The sequence below is a fragment of the Providencia sp. CIM-Carb-044 genome, from assembly GCF_033901115.1.
GTDB lineage: Bacteria > Pseudomonadota > Gammaproteobacteria > Enterobacterales > Enterobacteriaceae > Providencia > Providencia hangzhouensis.
Genome location: NZ_JAXADV010000002.1, coordinates 221,720 through 236,167 on the forward strand (window position 1 = coordinate 221,720; position 14,448 = coordinate 236,167).

At 38.0% G+C, this 14,448-nt stretch carries 18 protein-coding genes; 9 read left to right on the forward strand and 9 right to left on the reverse strand.

All coding sequences use genetic code 11. The features are described 5' to 3' along the window. Nucleotides 1-14 precede the first annotated feature (14 nt). The 3 genes from SJ312_RS04320 to SJ312_RS04330 all read right to left on the reverse strand — a co-directional run bounded on the left by SJ312_RS04320 (nt 15) and on the right by SJ312_RS04330 (nt 2,321). Nucleotides 15-737 carry an amino acid ABC transporter ATP-binding protein gene (locus SJ312_RS04320; RefSeq protein ID WP_004254533.1) on the reverse strand — a complete coding sequence of 241 codons (723 nt, stop codon included), beginning with the start codon at nt 735-737 and terminating at the stop codon, nt 15-17. Continuing rightward, entirely contained in the window at nt 724-1,488 is a 765-nt protein-coding gene (locus tag SJ312_RS04325; RefSeq protein ID WP_004254530.1) for an amino acid ABC transporter permease, read from the reverse strand. The genes SJ312_RS04320 and SJ312_RS04325 overlap by 14 nt, the downstream gene beginning before the upstream one ends. Nucleotides 1,489-1,553: 65 nt before the next feature. Continuing rightward, on the reverse strand, nt 1,554-2,321 hold the full coding sequence (locus tag SJ312_RS04330) for a basic amino acid ABC transporter substrate-binding protein (protein WP_004254527.1): 768 nt from the start codon (nt 2,319-2,321) through the stop codon (nt 1,554-1,556). A gap of 298 nt (nt 2,322-2,619) precedes the next feature. Between SJ312_RS04330 and SJ312_RS04335 the strand changes: the two genes are divergently transcribed. The 6 genes from SJ312_RS04335 to SJ312_RS04360 all read left to right on the forward strand — a co-directional run bounded on the left by SJ312_RS04335 (nt 2,620) and on the right by SJ312_RS04360 (nt 8,091). Then, nucleotides 2,620-3,528, forward strand: coding sequence for an AEC family transporter (locus tag SJ312_RS04335; RefSeq protein WP_094960602.1), 909 nt, complete (start codon nt 2,620-2,622; stop codon nt 3,526-3,528). Between the two features lie 104 nt (nt 3,529-3,632). After that, nucleotides 3,633-5,093 carry an AMP nucleosidase gene (locus SJ312_RS04340; protein ID WP_153673684.1) on the forward strand — a complete coding sequence of 487 codons (1,461 nt, stop codon included), beginning with the start codon at nt 3,633-3,635 and terminating at the stop codon, nt 5,091-5,093. Continuing rightward, entirely contained in the window at nt 5,074-5,637 is a 564-nt protein-coding gene (locus SJ312_RS04345) for a GNAT family N-acetyltransferase (RefSeq protein WP_004254518.1), read from the forward strand. Before SJ312_RS04340 ends, SJ312_RS04345 begins: the two co-directional genes overlap by 20 nt. A 30-nt stretch (nt 5,638-5,667) precedes the next feature. Beyond that, nucleotides 5,668-6,090, forward strand: a complete 423-nt coding sequence (locus SJ312_RS04350; protein WP_153673411.1) for a helix-turn-helix domain-containing protein — start codon at nt 5,668-5,670, stop codon at nt 6,088-6,090. Between the two features lie 105 nt (nt 6,091-6,195). Further along, entirely contained in the window at nt 6,196-7,155 is a 960-nt protein-coding gene (gene accA / locus SJ312_RS04355; RefSeq protein ID WP_319867038.1) for an acetyl-CoA carboxylase carboxyl transferase subunit alpha, read from the forward strand. Nucleotides 7,156-7,200: 45 nt separating this feature from the next. Beyond that, nucleotides 7,201-8,091 carry a LysR family transcriptional regulator gene (locus SJ312_RS04360; protein WP_319867040.1) on the forward strand — a complete coding sequence of 297 codons (891 nt, stop codon included), beginning with the start codon at nt 7,201-7,203 and terminating at the stop codon, nt 8,089-8,091. Here SJ312_RS04360 and SJ312_RS04365 read toward each other — a convergent pair whose 3' ends face one another. From SJ312_RS04365 to SJ312_RS04385, 5 genes are all read right to left on the reverse strand, one after another. After that, complete coding sequence (locus SJ312_RS04365; protein ID WP_110591697.1) at nt 8,092-8,550, reverse strand: RES family NAD+ phosphorylase; 459 nt, start codon at nt 8,548-8,550, stop codon at nt 8,092-8,094. After that, entirely contained in the window at nt 8,547-9,008 is a 462-nt protein-coding gene (locus tag SJ312_RS04370) for an antitoxin Xre-like helix-turn-helix domain-containing protein (protein ID WP_004254502.1), read from the reverse strand. The genes SJ312_RS04365 and SJ312_RS04370 overlap by 4 nt, the downstream gene beginning before the upstream one ends. Before the next feature lie 88 nt (nt 9,009-9,096). After that, complete coding sequence (locus tag SJ312_RS04375) at nt 9,097-9,564, reverse strand: DUF1456 family protein (protein ID WP_110591698.1); 468 nt, start codon at nt 9,562-9,564, stop codon at nt 9,097-9,099. 187 nt (nt 9,565-9,751) lie between these two features. After that, nucleotides 9,752-10,066, reverse strand: a complete 315-nt coding sequence (locus tag SJ312_RS04380) for an AzlD domain-containing protein (RefSeq protein ID WP_094960595.1) — start codon at nt 10,064-10,066, stop codon at nt 9,752-9,754. Then, a complete protein-coding gene (locus tag SJ312_RS04385; RefSeq protein WP_004254495.1) occupies nt 10,063-10,764 on the reverse strand; it encodes an AzlC family ABC transporter permease in 702 nt (233 codons plus the stop codon). Before SJ312_RS04385 ends, SJ312_RS04380 begins: the two co-directional genes overlap by 4 nt. Nucleotides 10,765-11,237: 473 nt before the next feature. Between SJ312_RS04385 and leuE the strand changes: the two genes are divergently transcribed. Together leuE and SJ312_RS04395 are read left to right on the forward strand one after the other, a co-directional pair. Next, nucleotides 11,238-11,879, forward strand: a complete 642-nt coding sequence (gene leuE, locus SJ312_RS04390; protein WP_004254492.1) for a leucine efflux protein LeuE — start codon at nt 11,238-11,240, stop codon at nt 11,877-11,879. A 351-nt stretch (nt 11,880-12,230) separates the two neighbouring features. Continuing rightward, complete coding sequence (locus tag SJ312_RS04395) at nt 12,231-12,704, forward strand: NUDIX hydrolase (protein ID WP_096863737.1); 474 nt, start codon at nt 12,231-12,233, stop codon at nt 12,702-12,704. 23 nt (nt 12,705-12,727) lie between these two features. On the opposite strand, the gene SJ312_RS04400 is transcribed toward SJ312_RS04395, so the two are convergent. Next, a complete protein-coding gene (locus SJ312_RS04400) occupies nt 12,728-13,342 on the reverse strand; it encodes a LysE family translocator (RefSeq protein ID WP_110591700.1) in 615 nt (204 codons plus the stop codon). A gap of 149 nt (nt 13,343-13,491) precedes the next feature. Between SJ312_RS04400 and SJ312_RS04405 the strand changes: the two genes are divergently transcribed. Then, the gene (locus tag SJ312_RS04405) at nt 13,492-14,376 is read left to right on the forward strand and encodes a LysR substrate-binding domain-containing protein (RefSeq protein WP_110591701.1); all 885 of its coding nucleotides are present in this window, start codon (nt 13,492-13,494) and stop codon (nt 14,374-14,376) included. The last annotated feature ends 72 nt before the right edge of the window (nt 14,377-14,448 follow it).

Below are 14,448 nucleotides of genomic sequence, written 5' to 3' on the forward strand. Positions count from 1 at the left end.
AGCAGGCTATAAAATTAAAGTACTTTACTTAGAAACTCCGCAGTCCGTGGGTTTTTAGGTGCAGTAAAGAGTTGTTCTGGCGTGCCTTCTTCTTGAATTATACCTTGGTCAATAAACAAGACTCGGTCGGCAACTTCACGTGCAAATCCCATTTCATGGGTGACGATAACCATTGTCATACCTTCATTTGCAAGGGTTTTCATCACTGAAAGAACCTCACCAACTAATTCGGGGTCAAGTGCAGAAGTCGGCTCATCAAATAACAAAATGGATGGTTGCATGGCTAACGCTCTAGCAATAGCGACTCGTTGTTGCTGCCCACCGGATAAACTGGCTGGCCATGCATCAATTTTATCTAACAACCCTACCTTGATCAGAAGTTGTTCTGCTTGTTTAAGTGCCAATTCCTTTTTTATTCCTTTCACTAAGGTTGGCGCCATCATCAAGTTTTCTAACACGGTCATATGGGGGAATAGGTTAAAACGCTGAAACACCATCCCCACATTTTCTCTCATTTTATTTAAATCAGTTTTAGGATCATGAACGTTAAAACCATTGACTTGAATTTCTCCCCCGTCAGGGCGTTCTAGCGCATTCAAACAGCGTAAAAAGGTACTTTTTCCTGAACCAGAAGGGCCAATGACACAAATAACTTCTTGAGGTTTAACTTCACAAGAAATACCTCTAAGTACATGAGCATCACCAAATTTTTTTTGTAAATTATTAACGTAAATCACTTCTGCCCAACCTTCTTTCCATATATTGCACCAACTGAGCAAGTATAAATGTCAGCATCCAATAAATCACAGATATTGTTAAGTAGGGTTCCCAGTAAGTTGCGTAAGCTCCGGAGACCGTTCTTGCAGCATAGGCGAGATCGGCCAAACCGATTGCGGAAGCGAGGGATGAGTCCTTGACAATTGCGATGGCATTATTTCCCAGTGGGGGAAGAATGCGCCGAAAAGCTTGCGGAAGAATCACCTTGCGCATTGTTTTTGCCCAACTCATACCAAGCGCACGCGAAGCTTCCATTTGCCCTTTATCAATGGATTGAATACCCGCACGGAATATTTCAGAGACATAAGCTCCTGAGTTTAAAGTAATTGCAATGACGCAAGATAGAAATGCACCGTAATCGGAGCGGAGCATTTTAGCGGTATCAACAGACATTAACCCTGATGTAACAAATAAGCCATCACGAGGGTTAATAAACAGTGGCACTAAGGCAAAGTGAACAACCATTATTTGAACAAATAGTGGAGTACCACGAAAGGCACTGACATAGAAGCGAACTGGCCACTGTACAAAATAGTGTAAAATAGGTTTCCAAATCCCTTGTTCAGCTTTGGCCGTTCTGCCTAAACCGAGGGTTAATCCCCATAGTGAGCCTAAAATAACGCAAATGATGGTTGCTTTTATCGTCATCATTGCGCCTTCAGCAAATAATGGAGCATACTCTTCAATTATTTCCCAACGAAACGCAGACATCTTAATTTTCACCCTGATTTAAAACGTGAAAAAGCCATCCATAGATGGCTTTAAGTTAAATTTAATTATTGTTTTGGTAATTGAGGAACATTTTCATCAAACCATTTTTGGTAAATTTTATTGTATGTACCGTCTGCAATAATCTTATCTAAGCCATTATTTATTTTTTGCTGTAATTCACTATTCCCTTTAGCGACAGCAATACCAAAATATTGTTTTTCGAAATGGTTATCGTAAATCAGTTTAAATTTTTTCTCAGGGTGCGTTTTTATATAATATTTAATTACGCCGACATCACCAACTGCAGCGTCAATGCCATCTTCGAATAGTTCTTGTAATAAAAGAGGAGTATTGTCAAAACGTTTGATTGCTGTACTGTTTTTACCTATTACATCAGAAACAACAATATCACCAGTGCTGGAGTTCACAACACCTACATTCAGGTCTTTTAAGCTATTTAAGTCTTTAACATCAGATGTTTCACTGATGACGATCGCTTGCTCAGCCGGGAAATAGGGGTTAGAGAAATCAACCATATTTTTGCGTTTATCTGTAATTGTGATCCCCGAAATTAAAATATCTCTATCACCAGACGATAAGGTCGCAAAAATCCCTTCCCAAGGGGTATTGACAAGTTTAACGTCAAAACCTTCTGCTTCTGCAATTGCTTTAATGATGTCAATATCAAAGCCTTCGAGCTGTTTTTGGCTATTTTCATATTCAAACGGACGGTAAGTCCCACCAGCACCAACGGTATAGCTTTCTTTTGCGTAAACATTCCCGGCGAAGGCTGCCAATGACATACAGCCAGCAAAAACTAATTTTTTAAACATACTAACCTCTTTAATTATGCATTTATAATGAATAAAAATACATAATATTGAACTCCTAAGCAAATGATTTTTATATGTCGAAGTGAGATAAGTTTAGGAGCTTGTGTTTTAAGGGCGGAAAAATATATTATTTAAATATAAATAAGAGAAAGTCGATACAATCTCGATTTAATCGAAAATAAGCTAAGAAAAGCAAAACATAGGAATAGCGCTTTTTTTACCTATCAGCTACAAAAATTTAACGATAGACTGATTAACAAACTCACTTAGTGCTCAAATAAAAACAGATTACGTTCTCATGGATAAGATTCTATTAGTTTTGTGGCCATTATTTGCTCTGATTGCAATGGGATTTGTATTGCGTCGCTCGACAATATTCACCACTGATTTTTGGCCGAGTGCTGAAAAATTAAACTATTTTATTTTGTTTCCTGCATTATTAATTAACAGTCTCGCAACTGCACCTTTGGACAACCCTAAATTACCCTATTTAGCGAGCGCCATCCTTTGTGTTTTAGCAATTAGTTCTGTGCTAGTTCTAGGTTGTAAATATTTATTCAAAATACCTATCCCGAGATTTGGCGCGCATATCCAAGGAATCACGCGTTTTAATACTTATTTAGGGTTGGCTATTGTTGCTGATTTATTTGGCAAAGAAGGGATCGCTATTGCTGCGGTAATTATGGCTGTTTTAGTACCAAGCTGTAATGTCATTGCTGTGCTTTCGTTATCTTCAGGACAAAAGGTTTCAGCTAAGCAAATTTTATTACCAATCATAAAAAACCCATTGATCATTTCCTGTGTCGTTGGCGTGTTATTGAATATATCCCCAGTGGGATTACCCTTTGGCTCGGACCAATTTTTAAAACTACTCGCAGCTGCCAGCTTACCATTAGGCTTAATCTGTATTGGAGCCGCATTACAAACCTCAACACTAAGAAATGAATTTAAGCCTATTATGGCGTCAACATTGTTACGTTTACTTCTTATGCCTATTTTAGCATTAACAGTGGCGGGCTTATTTTCTTTGCCAAACCTTGAAACAATTCTATTAGTACTATTTTTTGCTATTCCTACTGCGCCAACCGCTTATATTTTAACGCGTCAGTTAAATGGGGACAGCCAACTAATGGCAGGTATAATTACATTACAAACCGTGGCTGCGGTATTCACATTACCAATTGTTTTATCCTTTGTAGTACATTAACTGTGATATAAGTACGTTAATCGCGATATATTTTGCAACTGTCACATTGATACTCTATGTTATCGGAGATAATTTTATCTGATGATAAGGAGTTGTGTGTGTCTTTGGAAAAATGCCAGAAATATGAAAACTTATCTATTGAAGATGTTTTAGATAAACTTTCGTTGTTATATAGCAATGCGATTGATTCATTAAGAGATGCTATCGCTATTTATGTAAAAGAAGGCCGCATACCCGATATTACAGAAAGGGAAAATGGGTTATTTGCTTATCCCGAACTGTGTGTTACATGGGAAGGCAAAGTTGATCATTGCGAAAAAACCCGTGCTTATGCACGTTTTGTTAAACGGGGTGATTATACTATTACGGTGACTCAGCCAGAACTATTCCGTGCTTATTTAGTTGAGCAATTATCTATCCTACAACAGGATTATGATGTCACTTTTTCCGTTCGCCCTTCAAAAATTGAAATTCCTTACCCTTTTGTCATTGATGGTTCAGATTTAGCATTAGATAGGAGTATGAGCAGTAATTTAGCTGCACATTTTCCGATAACCGATTTATCTCATATCAGTGATGATATTACAGATGGTTTGAACACTGCTACGGATGAAATGCCGCTGTCTCATTTTGATGCATTACGTGTGGATTTTTCATTAGCGCGATTAAAGCATTATACAGGAACCCCACCTGAACATGTTCAACCGTACATTCTTTTCACTAATTATAACCGTTATGTCGATGAATTTGTGAATTGGGCATGTGAACAGGTACGTGATCCTGAAAGTCGTTATATTGCATTATCTTGTGTTGGACATAATTATTTAACCGCTGAGAATGCAGATCCACAAATTGCGACTTCTGATTTAACATGGAAAAAATTTCAAATGCCTGCATATCATCTAATCGCTAGAGATGGGGCAGGAATTACTTTAGTAAATATCGGTGTTGGTCCTTCAAATGCAAAGAATATTTGCGATCATTTAGCCGTTTTACGACCACATGCTTGGTTGATGATTGGCCATTGTGGCGGGTTAAGAGAAAGCCAAAAAATTGGCGATTATGTTTTGGCTCATGCTTATTTGCGTGATGACCATATTCTTGATGATGTATTACCGCCAGATATTCCTATTCCAAGTATTGCGGAAGTCCAGCGTGCGCTATATGACGCTACAAAACAAGTTAGCAATATGCCTGGGGAATTGGTAAAACAACGTCTACGAACTGGAACCGTTGTTACAACAGATGACAGAAATTGGGAATTACGTTTTTTTGCAACAGCTCGCCGTTTTAGTTTAAGCCGCGCGGTTGCCGTGGATATGGAAAGTGCCACAATTGCAGCTCAGGGGTATCGCTTCAGGGTTCCTTATGGCACGCTGTTATGTGTTTCTGATAAGCCTCTGCATGGTGAAATTAAATTGCCCGGTCAAGCAAACAGTTTTTATGAAGGTGCAATCTCAGAACATTTGCAAATAGGTATTCGTGCTATTGATTTATTGAGGAAAGAAGGGGATAAATTGCATTCAAGGAAATTAAGAACGTTCGATGAACCCCCATTTAGATAGCAAGGAGAAGCAATCAATGGCTGTAATACCTGAACTTGAAACAGATAGACTGATATTAAATAAACACCAAGTAAGTGATTTTCCTGCACTTGCGAAGTTATGGGCGACTGAGTCAATGGTTCGTTACATTGGTGGTATGCCTTCTAGTGAGCGCGAATCATGGATGAGAATGTTAGCTTATGGTGGTTTATGGCCATTATTAGGCTTTGGCTATTGGGCTGTCCGTGAAAAAGCGAGTGGTCAATATATTGGTGATTTAGGTTTCGCGGATTTTCATCGTATGGTCGAACCCCATGTTAAAGGCATTCCAGAAGCGGGTTGGGTCATTGCACCTGAACATCAAGGAAAAGGCTATGCAACGGAAGCTATGCAGGCTGCACTGTCTTGGCTGACGAAAGAAAATAAGTATCGGCAATCTATTTGTTTTATTGAACCGAGGAACTTAGCTTCTTTACGTGTGGCTGAAAAGTTAGGTTACGTTGTTGACCGTGAAATTTTTATGAATGGCACGATTACGGTGTTACTGCGCCAACAATTAGCCTGATTAGCGAGTATTATAGCGGGTTAGTATTTCATGTATGATGAGTTAGATATTTCTCAAGTTAGCCAATTATCAGGTTTAGCAGCATCAACCCTACGTTATTATGAAGAGAGAGGGCTGATTAAGCCGATAGGGCGTAAAGGGTTAAAACGGATTTATCACGGGAAAGACGTAATAACCCGTTTGTCTTTAATTGCATTGGGGCAAGAAGCTAAATTTTCACTCGATGAAATTGCTAGCATGCTCAACCATAAGGATGGCCCTAATATTGAACGTGAGAGCCTACTTGAAAAAGCAGAAGAAATTGAGCAAACCATACAGGGGTTATTAGCCTTAAAAAAGGGTATTTTGCATATTGCGAATTGCCCTGAAGAAAATCACTTTTTATGCCCTAATTTTCAAAAGATTATGGAAAACAGCTTAAAATCAAATTCGCTAAAGAAAAGTCAGCGTTAAAACATTATTCCATTCCTGATAACAATCAATCCTATTTTTAAGCATAGAATGGGATTGATTCTCTGATTACACTCCTAAGATTGCTGTTACCATTTTAGGAACGTTATGACTAACCATTTTCTTGCATTCGAGAAACCTATCGTTGAACTCAATGACAAAATTGAGGCGCTTATTGCCTTCAAGCTAAAAGGACATCCTTCAGAAATTAAATTAGAAGAAGAGATCCAGCTCTTGAAAAAAAAGAGTCATTCGCTTACGAAAACCATATTTGCATCTCTTGGGGCATGGGAGATTGTCCAATTAGCGAGACACCCATTGAGGCCTTATCCCCTTGATTATATTCCATTAATATTTACTGAGTTTCAGGAACTAGCGGGTGACCGCGCTTTTGCTGATGACAAAGCGCTGGTGGGGGGCCTTGCTCGTTTAGATGGTAGGCCGGTTATGGTGCTTGGGCAACAAAAAGGGCGGACAACAAAAGAGAAAGTTATGCGTAATTTTGGGATGCCATCGCCAGAAGGCTACCGTAAAGCACTTCGTTTAATGAAAATGGCGGAACGTTTCCACTTACCAGTGATGGTATTTATTGATTCTGCTGGGGCTTACCCCGGTGTTGGTGCTGAAGAGCGCGGGCAAGCAGAAGCTATTGCACGCAATGTTATAGAAATGTCTCATTTAAAAACCCCTATTATTTGTGTCATTACAGGTGAAGGTTGTTCTGGTGGTGCATTAGGGATTGGTGTGGGGGATTGTATTAATATGTTGGAATACAGTACTTATGCGGCGATATCTCCAGAAGGTTGTGCCTCTATTTTATGGAAAGATTCCCAGAAGGCACAAATTGCAGCGGAAGTAATGGGAATGACCGCTTCACGGTTAAAAGAGTTAGGTATTATCGATACTATTATTTCTGAGCCTTTGGGTGGGGCTCACCGCGACTATCAGTTAGCTGCACAACAATTAAAACAACAGTTACTCACTGATTTAAATGAGCTAACTCAATTAGACATAGACGTATTACTGGCACAGCGGTATCAAAAAATAATGGATTTTGGTTATTGCTAATGCTATTAGTGCAAATTAATAGCGCGTGAACTGTAGGAATTAGAAATGGCTGTTGACCTGAATTTATTGAAAGTGTTTATTGCCGTCGCGACACAAGGAAATTTTGTTAATGCGGCAAAGTTACTTTCAATGCCAACATCGAATGTGAGTCGTTATATTAAACAGTTGGAACAACAACTTAACAGCCAGTTAATTGAACGTACAACCCGGCAAATGCGGCTAACGGAAACAGGAAATATTTTATTTGAACAAAGCCAAAAACTAGTCAGTGAATTAGAGCAAGTTGTAGTGCAAATATGTCATCCACAACAAATTACAGGTACGTTAAGGCTAACTATTCCCAGTGAATCCGGTAGTTTATTATTAGCAGATTTATTAGCGAAGTTTGCATTATCTCACCCACAATTGAATATTCACTGTGATACACAACTAATACCTCAAGATGTTATTAGTGATGATATTGATTTATTACTCACTTTTCATCGTGGTCATCTTGAAGACAGTAGCTATCACTCACGTCTGATCAAATCATGGCAAAGCGTTGTGGTTGCATCACCCCAATTAATTGAAAAAGTAGGAAAACCGTGTTCATACTCTGACTTAGCCAATATGCCGTGCATTTCGAGCTTGAGTGCATTACAGGGGCAACCGTGGATATTTATTGATTCATCTGGCTTACAGAAAAAAGTGATAATTGACAGCAGCTACCGAGTGAATAGTGGTATTTTGGCTCATGCTGCTGCAGTGAATGGGGTAGGTTATGCTATTTTGGCGTTAGATGCATGCGAAGAACAGATTAAACAGAAGAAATTAGTGCGGATAGCATTCGATGAAGTATCGCCAGCGCCTATAGAACTTCGTGCGGTTTATGCGAGCCGTAGTGCATTATCACCGAAAATAGATGCTTTTTTACAGTATTTAATAGCAAATATCTAATTATGCTAAGCGCGGGTCAACACTAAAATCTAGTGGTTTAACGGTATGTAAAGCTTTTTGAAATTGCGGATGTAACGGGTTAATAATTGCGTTGTATTCATAGGGAACAATACAAGAGGGAATTAATAATGCTAGACTATCTTGGTTATTAAGCCATATAGTGCCAATATCCATGGTGGAGGTTGGTGCGGGGTCTTGTTGCCAATCTGTCGGAAGGTGATCTAACGACAATTTCATCACGTACTTATCATTGATATCTATGGATAGTAAGCTGAACTGGCTCAATAGTATGTCTTGATTGATGTGAACGAGTACTTCAAGGGTCGCTAATGAAATACTCGTTGAAGTATAAACAGCAGGAGTCCCTTTATGATTCCAACGCCCGCCGTAGAGCATAGCTCCTTGGCCCGACCATGCATCATGCGCAAAATTGGATTTAACCAATCGATATAAAATCATGAGAATACGCCATGTTCAATACGGCCAATCAAATCAATCACTTCAATGGCTCCGCTTTCTGTCGCAATAAGCTCAATAGGGCGTAAATGTCCTAACCCTTTAACTGGGTGGTTAAGCCAATCACTTGCCGCGTGCTTATCTCCATTAAATAAACGCACCGCAGCATCGAATACCCGCACTAGACGAGCAATTCTCTCACTTTCATCAGCATTAAGGGGCTGGCCAGCATTTTTACGTCGAGCAATATTGCGCTCATTAATGCCGGATATTCGCAATAATTCAGTTTTGCTCATTCCTGACCATTCTTGGATATTGTCTAAGACAGAGACAGATAGGCCTTGACGCAAGAAATGAGTTAACTCAATACCACGTTCTGCGGGTAACCCTACATGGCGCCACAGTGGTTTAAAGGATGAAGCAGTCGGTTGAAGTGGGGTTGTGGGGATATAGTTTCTCATTTGAACCTCCTGACATTTGTCGCTTCTATTATAGACAAATGTCAGGAGAATGCAAAATTAATGAATAAAAAACAAACAAAAATAACGGTTATTTATCACCACGTAGGCGAATTGTCAGGCCTTTTAGAAAGTAACGCAGTAATTGGTCTCCACATTCGCGATAGTTTTTATGCCCAGGTTTACGGAAAACTGCGTTAAGCTCAGGCTTGGATACACGAAAATCAACAAGCTGATAAATTTCAATCATATCCGTATCTTTTAATTCAAAAGCCACGCGTAATTTTTTGAGCATAATATTGTTATTAAGTCGGCTATCGACTTCGGGAGCGGGGTGGTTTTCATCTTTACCACGGCGGTGATAGATTAAGCCATTTAGAAAATGCCCCATTATATTATCGTTACATTCAACATATTCAAGTTCATTATCTTTTTTTAACCAAGCCACCATTTCTTCTTTTGTTACAGCCAAATCTGCGAGTTTTACGATTTTAACCATTTGGGCGTCGCTTAAGTCCAACATATAGCGAACGCTGCGTAAAACATAATTATTAAGCATGGTATTGTATTATCCATTATCTATAAAGGTTAATTGGCTATTTATTGAGTAAGGCCAATAAAGTATTCACTATGACAATCAATGACAGGGTGAAATTGAAAAGGAATGTATTTTGAGAGGGCCATATTATGAGGGATTAACCAAGATAAAGCAAAGCGCTGAACGATGCTTTATCTTAAATAATAAGTTAACCGATAAAATAAATAAGAGAATAGAAAAATACTAAGGTAAGGCCGACAGTTAGCAGCATGTTTTTTAATACAGAAGCCACGATGACACAGAATAGCGCTCCCCATAAATAAGGATTATCAGGGAAGGTTCGCAATTCATGGTTTTCTAATAGGATAACAGGGGCACAAATTGCGGTTAATAAACAAGGTGCTGAATACCCTAGTGCTTGACGAACCACAAGAGGAAGGCGTATTGGCAACTGTGGTATTAGAAAAATATAACGTAGAGTAAAAACAACCGCTGTTAAGGTAATAATTAAAAGCCAAATCATTTTTCCTCCTTCAATAAACGTGAAACGGCTACCGAAACAAACATCCCACCCACACCTGCGATAACAATAGCACTACTGAAGGAGTACATTGAAAGTACGATAGCGACAACGAGTGAAAAGATCACGCCACACAACGTACTTATTTTTTTTGTTAATGGAACGACGATTGCAAGCAAAGTTGCCACGACAGAAAAGTCGAGATGTAAGCGGCTCAAATCGCCCACAATATTGGCCATTGCAATCCCACAAAGACTAGTAATTAACCAAACGAGATAAAAACTAAACCCCGCACCAAACAAATAAGGAAAGCTTAAACTCTGACGTTTAGCAGCGCTAATCGCAAATAATTCATCTGTTAATAAGAAACCGATACTAAGGCGCTGAGGAGTTGTAAAGTCTTTAACTTGGGGGCGTAATGTCAGTCCATAAAGTAAATGCTGGGAAGTGATAAAAAAAACAGAAATAACAATCGTGATATAGCCAGCACCCGAGTTAAGCAACCCAAGAGTGACTAATTGTGCCGCACCTGCAAATACCATCGCGGACATCGCTACGCTTTGCCAGAAATCGAGACCAGTTTCGACCGCCATTGAACCTGCTAAAACTCCCCAAGGAATAACAGCAAGATTAAGAGGAGCGGTATGAACAGCGCCTGCCATCATTGCTTTTTGCCATTGATTACTTTGTTGTGACACCATTTAAGCTAACCTTATTGTAATTTTGAACACTTATATAACTTGATTGATTTTAAAGAGATGAAATATTAGTAATGGGCTATTTTAGTTTTATACTGGCTTGATCCAATTTTACTTTTAAATAGCACGAACTTTTATGTTATAACGCGAAACCTTAATCAAATCACTACTACTACTTTTATTTATTCTGTAAAATTAAATGCTAATTTAATTACCTGTTCTAGCATTTACAACTACTTGATTGGCTATTTATAGTTAGCTTCTAACTAAGGTTCTTGTTTTGGGTTGTTATTCTGTTTTTTGATCTTAATTCATTGTTGTTTGTCTAGTATTTTAATATTATTTGGATTTATATTTTATATTGACATTATTATGTGGTGATATCTTTTATAAGTAATGTAAAGCCTGTATCATATAGTCATAAATAAATGATGTGAATTTTTTGTTATAACTTTTATTGAGTTAGCGGGTTTCCTATGCTTGAAAATCTCGGTATTACAAACTTATGGACTTATCTTATCGGTGTTATTTTTATTACATTGGTACCAGGCCCTAATTCTTTATTTGTTTTAACTAGCAGTGCAAAATATGGTGTGAAAAATGGTTATAAAGCCGCATTAGGTGTCTTTACAGGAGATGCTGTGCTCATTTTTCTATCATTTTTAGGCGTTGCATCTTTAGTAAAAACATCACCTATCTTTTTTAGTGTTATAAAATACGCAGGGGCGGCTTATTTATTTTATTTAGGGATTAAAACCCTGTATAGCGTATTGCATAAGAAAGAAAATACAGGTGATGTTGATTCAATTATCTTAGAAACCAAGGGCACCTATAAAAAAGCCGTTTTTTTAAGTTTACTAAATCCTAAGATGATTATTTTCTATGTTTCATTTTTTATCCAATTTATTGACCCAGCTTACCCAAGTGCAGGTGTGCCATTTTTCATACTTGGCCTAATTTTAGAAACTTGTAGCATGATTTATTTATCACTGCTGATTTTTGGTGCTGTTGCCGTAACGAATATGGTTAAACATAATAAAAAGCTTTCGAAGTTCTCTAATAGCTGTATTGGTGCTGTATTCTTGATGTTTGGAGCAAAACTGGCACTAACCGCTTAATAGTTTTATCAGAAATAGCCGGTCTATGTGCTGGCTATTCCTCTAATTTGTTCAATTTATTGCGCATCTTTATGATGAACAATAACAAATCTCATGGGTTTTTATTTTTTTCCCATTCTCAAAGTTCATAGCTTGTTGCTTATAAAAATCAAATTCTTTTTTCAATTTAACCACCCCGAGTTAATAATCAATCGCCATTAGCTAAGCATATGATAATTTCTTTCCGCTGACTGCGCTTTGAATGCCTCATGTAAGTTGAAATGGTTACCGTGACTGGAAGGCAACAAGGTGTTAGGCTCAACACCAGAAATACAATGTAAGAATAACAAAATAAAAAAGGGATGTGGCGAGATGAGAGAGGAAGTTAAACATTTTACGGCAACAGCAATGATCCGTAATGAGCATGGTGAGTTTTTATTACACGAACATCAAAAACTTGGTTTTTGGTTACCGCCAGGTGGCCATATTGAAGCAAACGAAGAACCACAACATGCTGTTTTCCGAGAGGTTCTTGAAGAAACTGGATTAGAGTGCCAAGTGGTCAGTTGCGGTTTCCCCTTTGTATCGCAAGTGCAGGATTCATCCCATACACAAGTATTACCGTTGCCCATCGCTATCTTGAAAGAATTTATTGCGGATAAAAAGAAAGGGAACCATTGGCATATTGATATGATTTACTTATGTGAGTTATTGCCCTCATCACAACCGCCTTTTGCCCCATTTGAATGGGTGCCATTTGACCAACTCGCCAAACTTAATATTCCAACCGATGTTGTTGAGTTGGCGAAAGTGGTCAATGAATATTATCGGTTGCAGGGTAAATAACTACCATGAATGTGAATGTGGGGTTAGTTTATATTAAAGAATAGTAGAGATAATCCCAATAAAATCAGTAGGATTCCAATCGTTCGGTCCATAATAAATTGGTAGTTAAGAATTTTGTTTCTGACTGCGGGCATTGCAAAAAAAATTGCAATTAGGCTAAACCATAGCCAATGGGCAAAGGAAATAAACAAACCATAACTTAAATTTAACCAAATTGAATTTTGTGTACTAATAACTTGGCTATACACAGAAATCACAAAAAACATGGTTTTTGGGTTTAATGCATTTGTCAGAAAACCATTTTTAAACGCATTTAGGGCCGATAATGGCTTTGATACGGCTTTATCTGAGGATATTTTTACTTTATTTGTTAATGATTTAAATCCGATGTATACCAAGTAAAACACCCCAATAAGTTTAACGATTAAGAATAATGCGGGTGAACTCATAATGACCAAAGTGATGCCAAATATGGTATAAAACACATGAACCTGCACACCAATAGCAATACCTAGCGCACACAGTAAGCCTGTTTTAATGCCATAGGTATAACTATTACGAGTTACCATAGCAAAGTCTGGCCCCGGACTAATGACTGCTAAAATGGTAATAGTTGCAACTGCAATAATTTCATTCATATTAATTTCCTAAAAGGTAATAAAAACAGACCAAAAACAGATTTATTCTGAAATTGTTTGTTCATTTATTGTTTTTATTATCAATAGATTGAATAAAACTAAAAAGCGATTTATCCTGACATAAATCTGTCAGTTTTTATTACCTATATATGAAACTACCACCGTTAACGTCATTACGTTTTTTTGACACTGCTGCGAAAGCAGGTAGCTTTGTGCAAGCGGCTCAAGAGCTGAATGTGACTCATAGTGCGATTAGCCGACAAATTCGTTTATTAGAAGAATACCTTGGTGTTGAGCTATTCGAACGAAGGAACCGTGCTGTTTTTTTAACGGCTAATGGACGAATATTGTTACAAACAACTAGTGCAATATTTGAACAGCTTAAGGAGGGGGTTGAAAAGATAAAAAACAATACCTTTCCTGATGTTGTTAGTTTGTCTTGTGAACCTACAATCGCAATGAAGTGGTTAATTCCTCGGCTTACACATTTTTATCAACAATATCCCCATATTACAGTGCATTTAGTGGCGGCAGGTGGTGTTATCGATTTCACAAAAACGAATGTTGATTTAGCATTGAGGCGTAATGATTTCAAATGGAATGACAACCTTTGCGCGGTGAAAGTGTGCTCAGAATGTATGGGCGTCGTGGTTCGGCCTGAACTTGATTTTAAAGAAAACTTTAGTCATATAACGCTACTGTCAACTCTATCTAGGCCAACTGCATGGGAAACTTGGCAAAATATAAAAGAAATAGCGCTTCAAAATAATAAAACTATTACATATGAACACTTTTATTTGTGTATACAAGCGGCTTTGGCTGGGCAAGGGGCGGCGCTTGCGTCATTTTTGATGGTTGCAGATGAAGTAAAATCGAAACAATTAACCGCGCCATATGGCTTTATTGAAGATAATTCAGCATATTATTTATTGTCATCTAAACCTGTAGAGCAAGGCAGTGCAGCGGCTATTTTTACGCAGTGGCTAATTGAACAGGTGAATATCAGTATTGAAACTCTGATAGATAAAAGATAATTAGCTATCAAAAAAAGAAGGTTTGGTCATAAAGCCAGCTAATCTTAATGAAAAATAAATAATTTATGCCAT

Bases quoted from the DNA above. Each gene is read 5' to 3' on its own strand.
- SJ312_RS04395 (WP_096863737.1), top strand. From the start codon at position 12,231: ATGAGAGAGGAAGTTAAACATTTTACGGCAACAGCAATGATCCGTAAT.
- SJ312_RS04385 (WP_004254495.1), bottom strand. From the start codon at position 10,764: ATGGTGTCACAACAAAGTAATCAATGGCAAAAAGCAATGATGGCAGGC.
- SJ312_RS04325 (WP_004254530.1), bottom strand. From the start codon at position 1,488: ATGTCTGCGTTTCGTTGGGAAATAATTGAAGAGTATGCTCCATTATTT.
- accA (WP_319867038.1), top strand. From the start codon at position 6,196: ATGACTAACCATTTTCTTGCATTCGAGAAACCTATCGTTGAACTCAAT.
- SJ312_RS04360 (WP_319867040.1), top strand. From the start codon at position 7,201: ATGGCTGTTGACCTGAATTTATTGAAAGTGTTTATTGCCGTCGCGACA.
- leuE (WP_004254492.1), top strand. From the start codon at position 11,238: ATGCTTGAAAATCTCGGTATTACAAACTTATGGACTTATCTTATCGGT.
- SJ312_RS04380 (WP_094960595.1), bottom strand. From the start codon at position 10,066: ATGATTTGGCTTTTAATTATTACCTTAACAGCGGTTGTTTTTACTCTA.
- SJ312_RS04370 (WP_004254502.1), bottom strand. From the start codon at position 9,008: ATGAGAAACTATATCCCCACAACCCCACTTCAACCGACTGCTTCATCC.
- SJ312_RS04350 (WP_153673411.1), top strand. From the start codon at position 5,668: ATGTATGATGAGTTAGATATTTCTCAAGTTAGCCAATTATCAGGTTTA.
- SJ312_RS04405 (WP_110591701.1), top strand. From the start codon at position 13,492: ATGAAACTACCACCGTTAACGTCATTACGTTTTTTTGACACTGCTGCG.
- SJ312_RS04400 (WP_110591700.1), bottom strand. From the start codon at position 13,342: ATGAATGAAATTATTGCAGTTGCAACTATTACCATTTTAGCAGTCATT.
- SJ312_RS04335 (WP_094960602.1), top strand. From the start codon at position 2,620: ATGGATAAGATTCTATTAGTTTTGTGGCCATTATTTGCTCTGATTGCA.
- SJ312_RS04330 (WP_004254527.1), bottom strand. From the start codon at position 2,321: ATGTTTAAAAAATTAGTTTTTGCTGGCTGTATGTCATTGGCAGCCTTC.
- SJ312_RS04375 (WP_110591698.1), bottom strand. From the start codon at position 9,564: ATGCTTAATAATTATGTTTTACGCAGCGTTCGCTATATGTTGGACTTA.
- SJ312_RS04345 (WP_004254518.1), top strand. From the start codon at position 5,074: ATGAACCCCCATTTAGATAGCAAGGAGAAGCAATCAATGGCTGTAATA.
- SJ312_RS04365 (WP_110591697.1), bottom strand. From the start codon at position 8,550: ATGATTTTATATCGATTGGTTAAATCCAATTTTGCGCATGATGCATGG.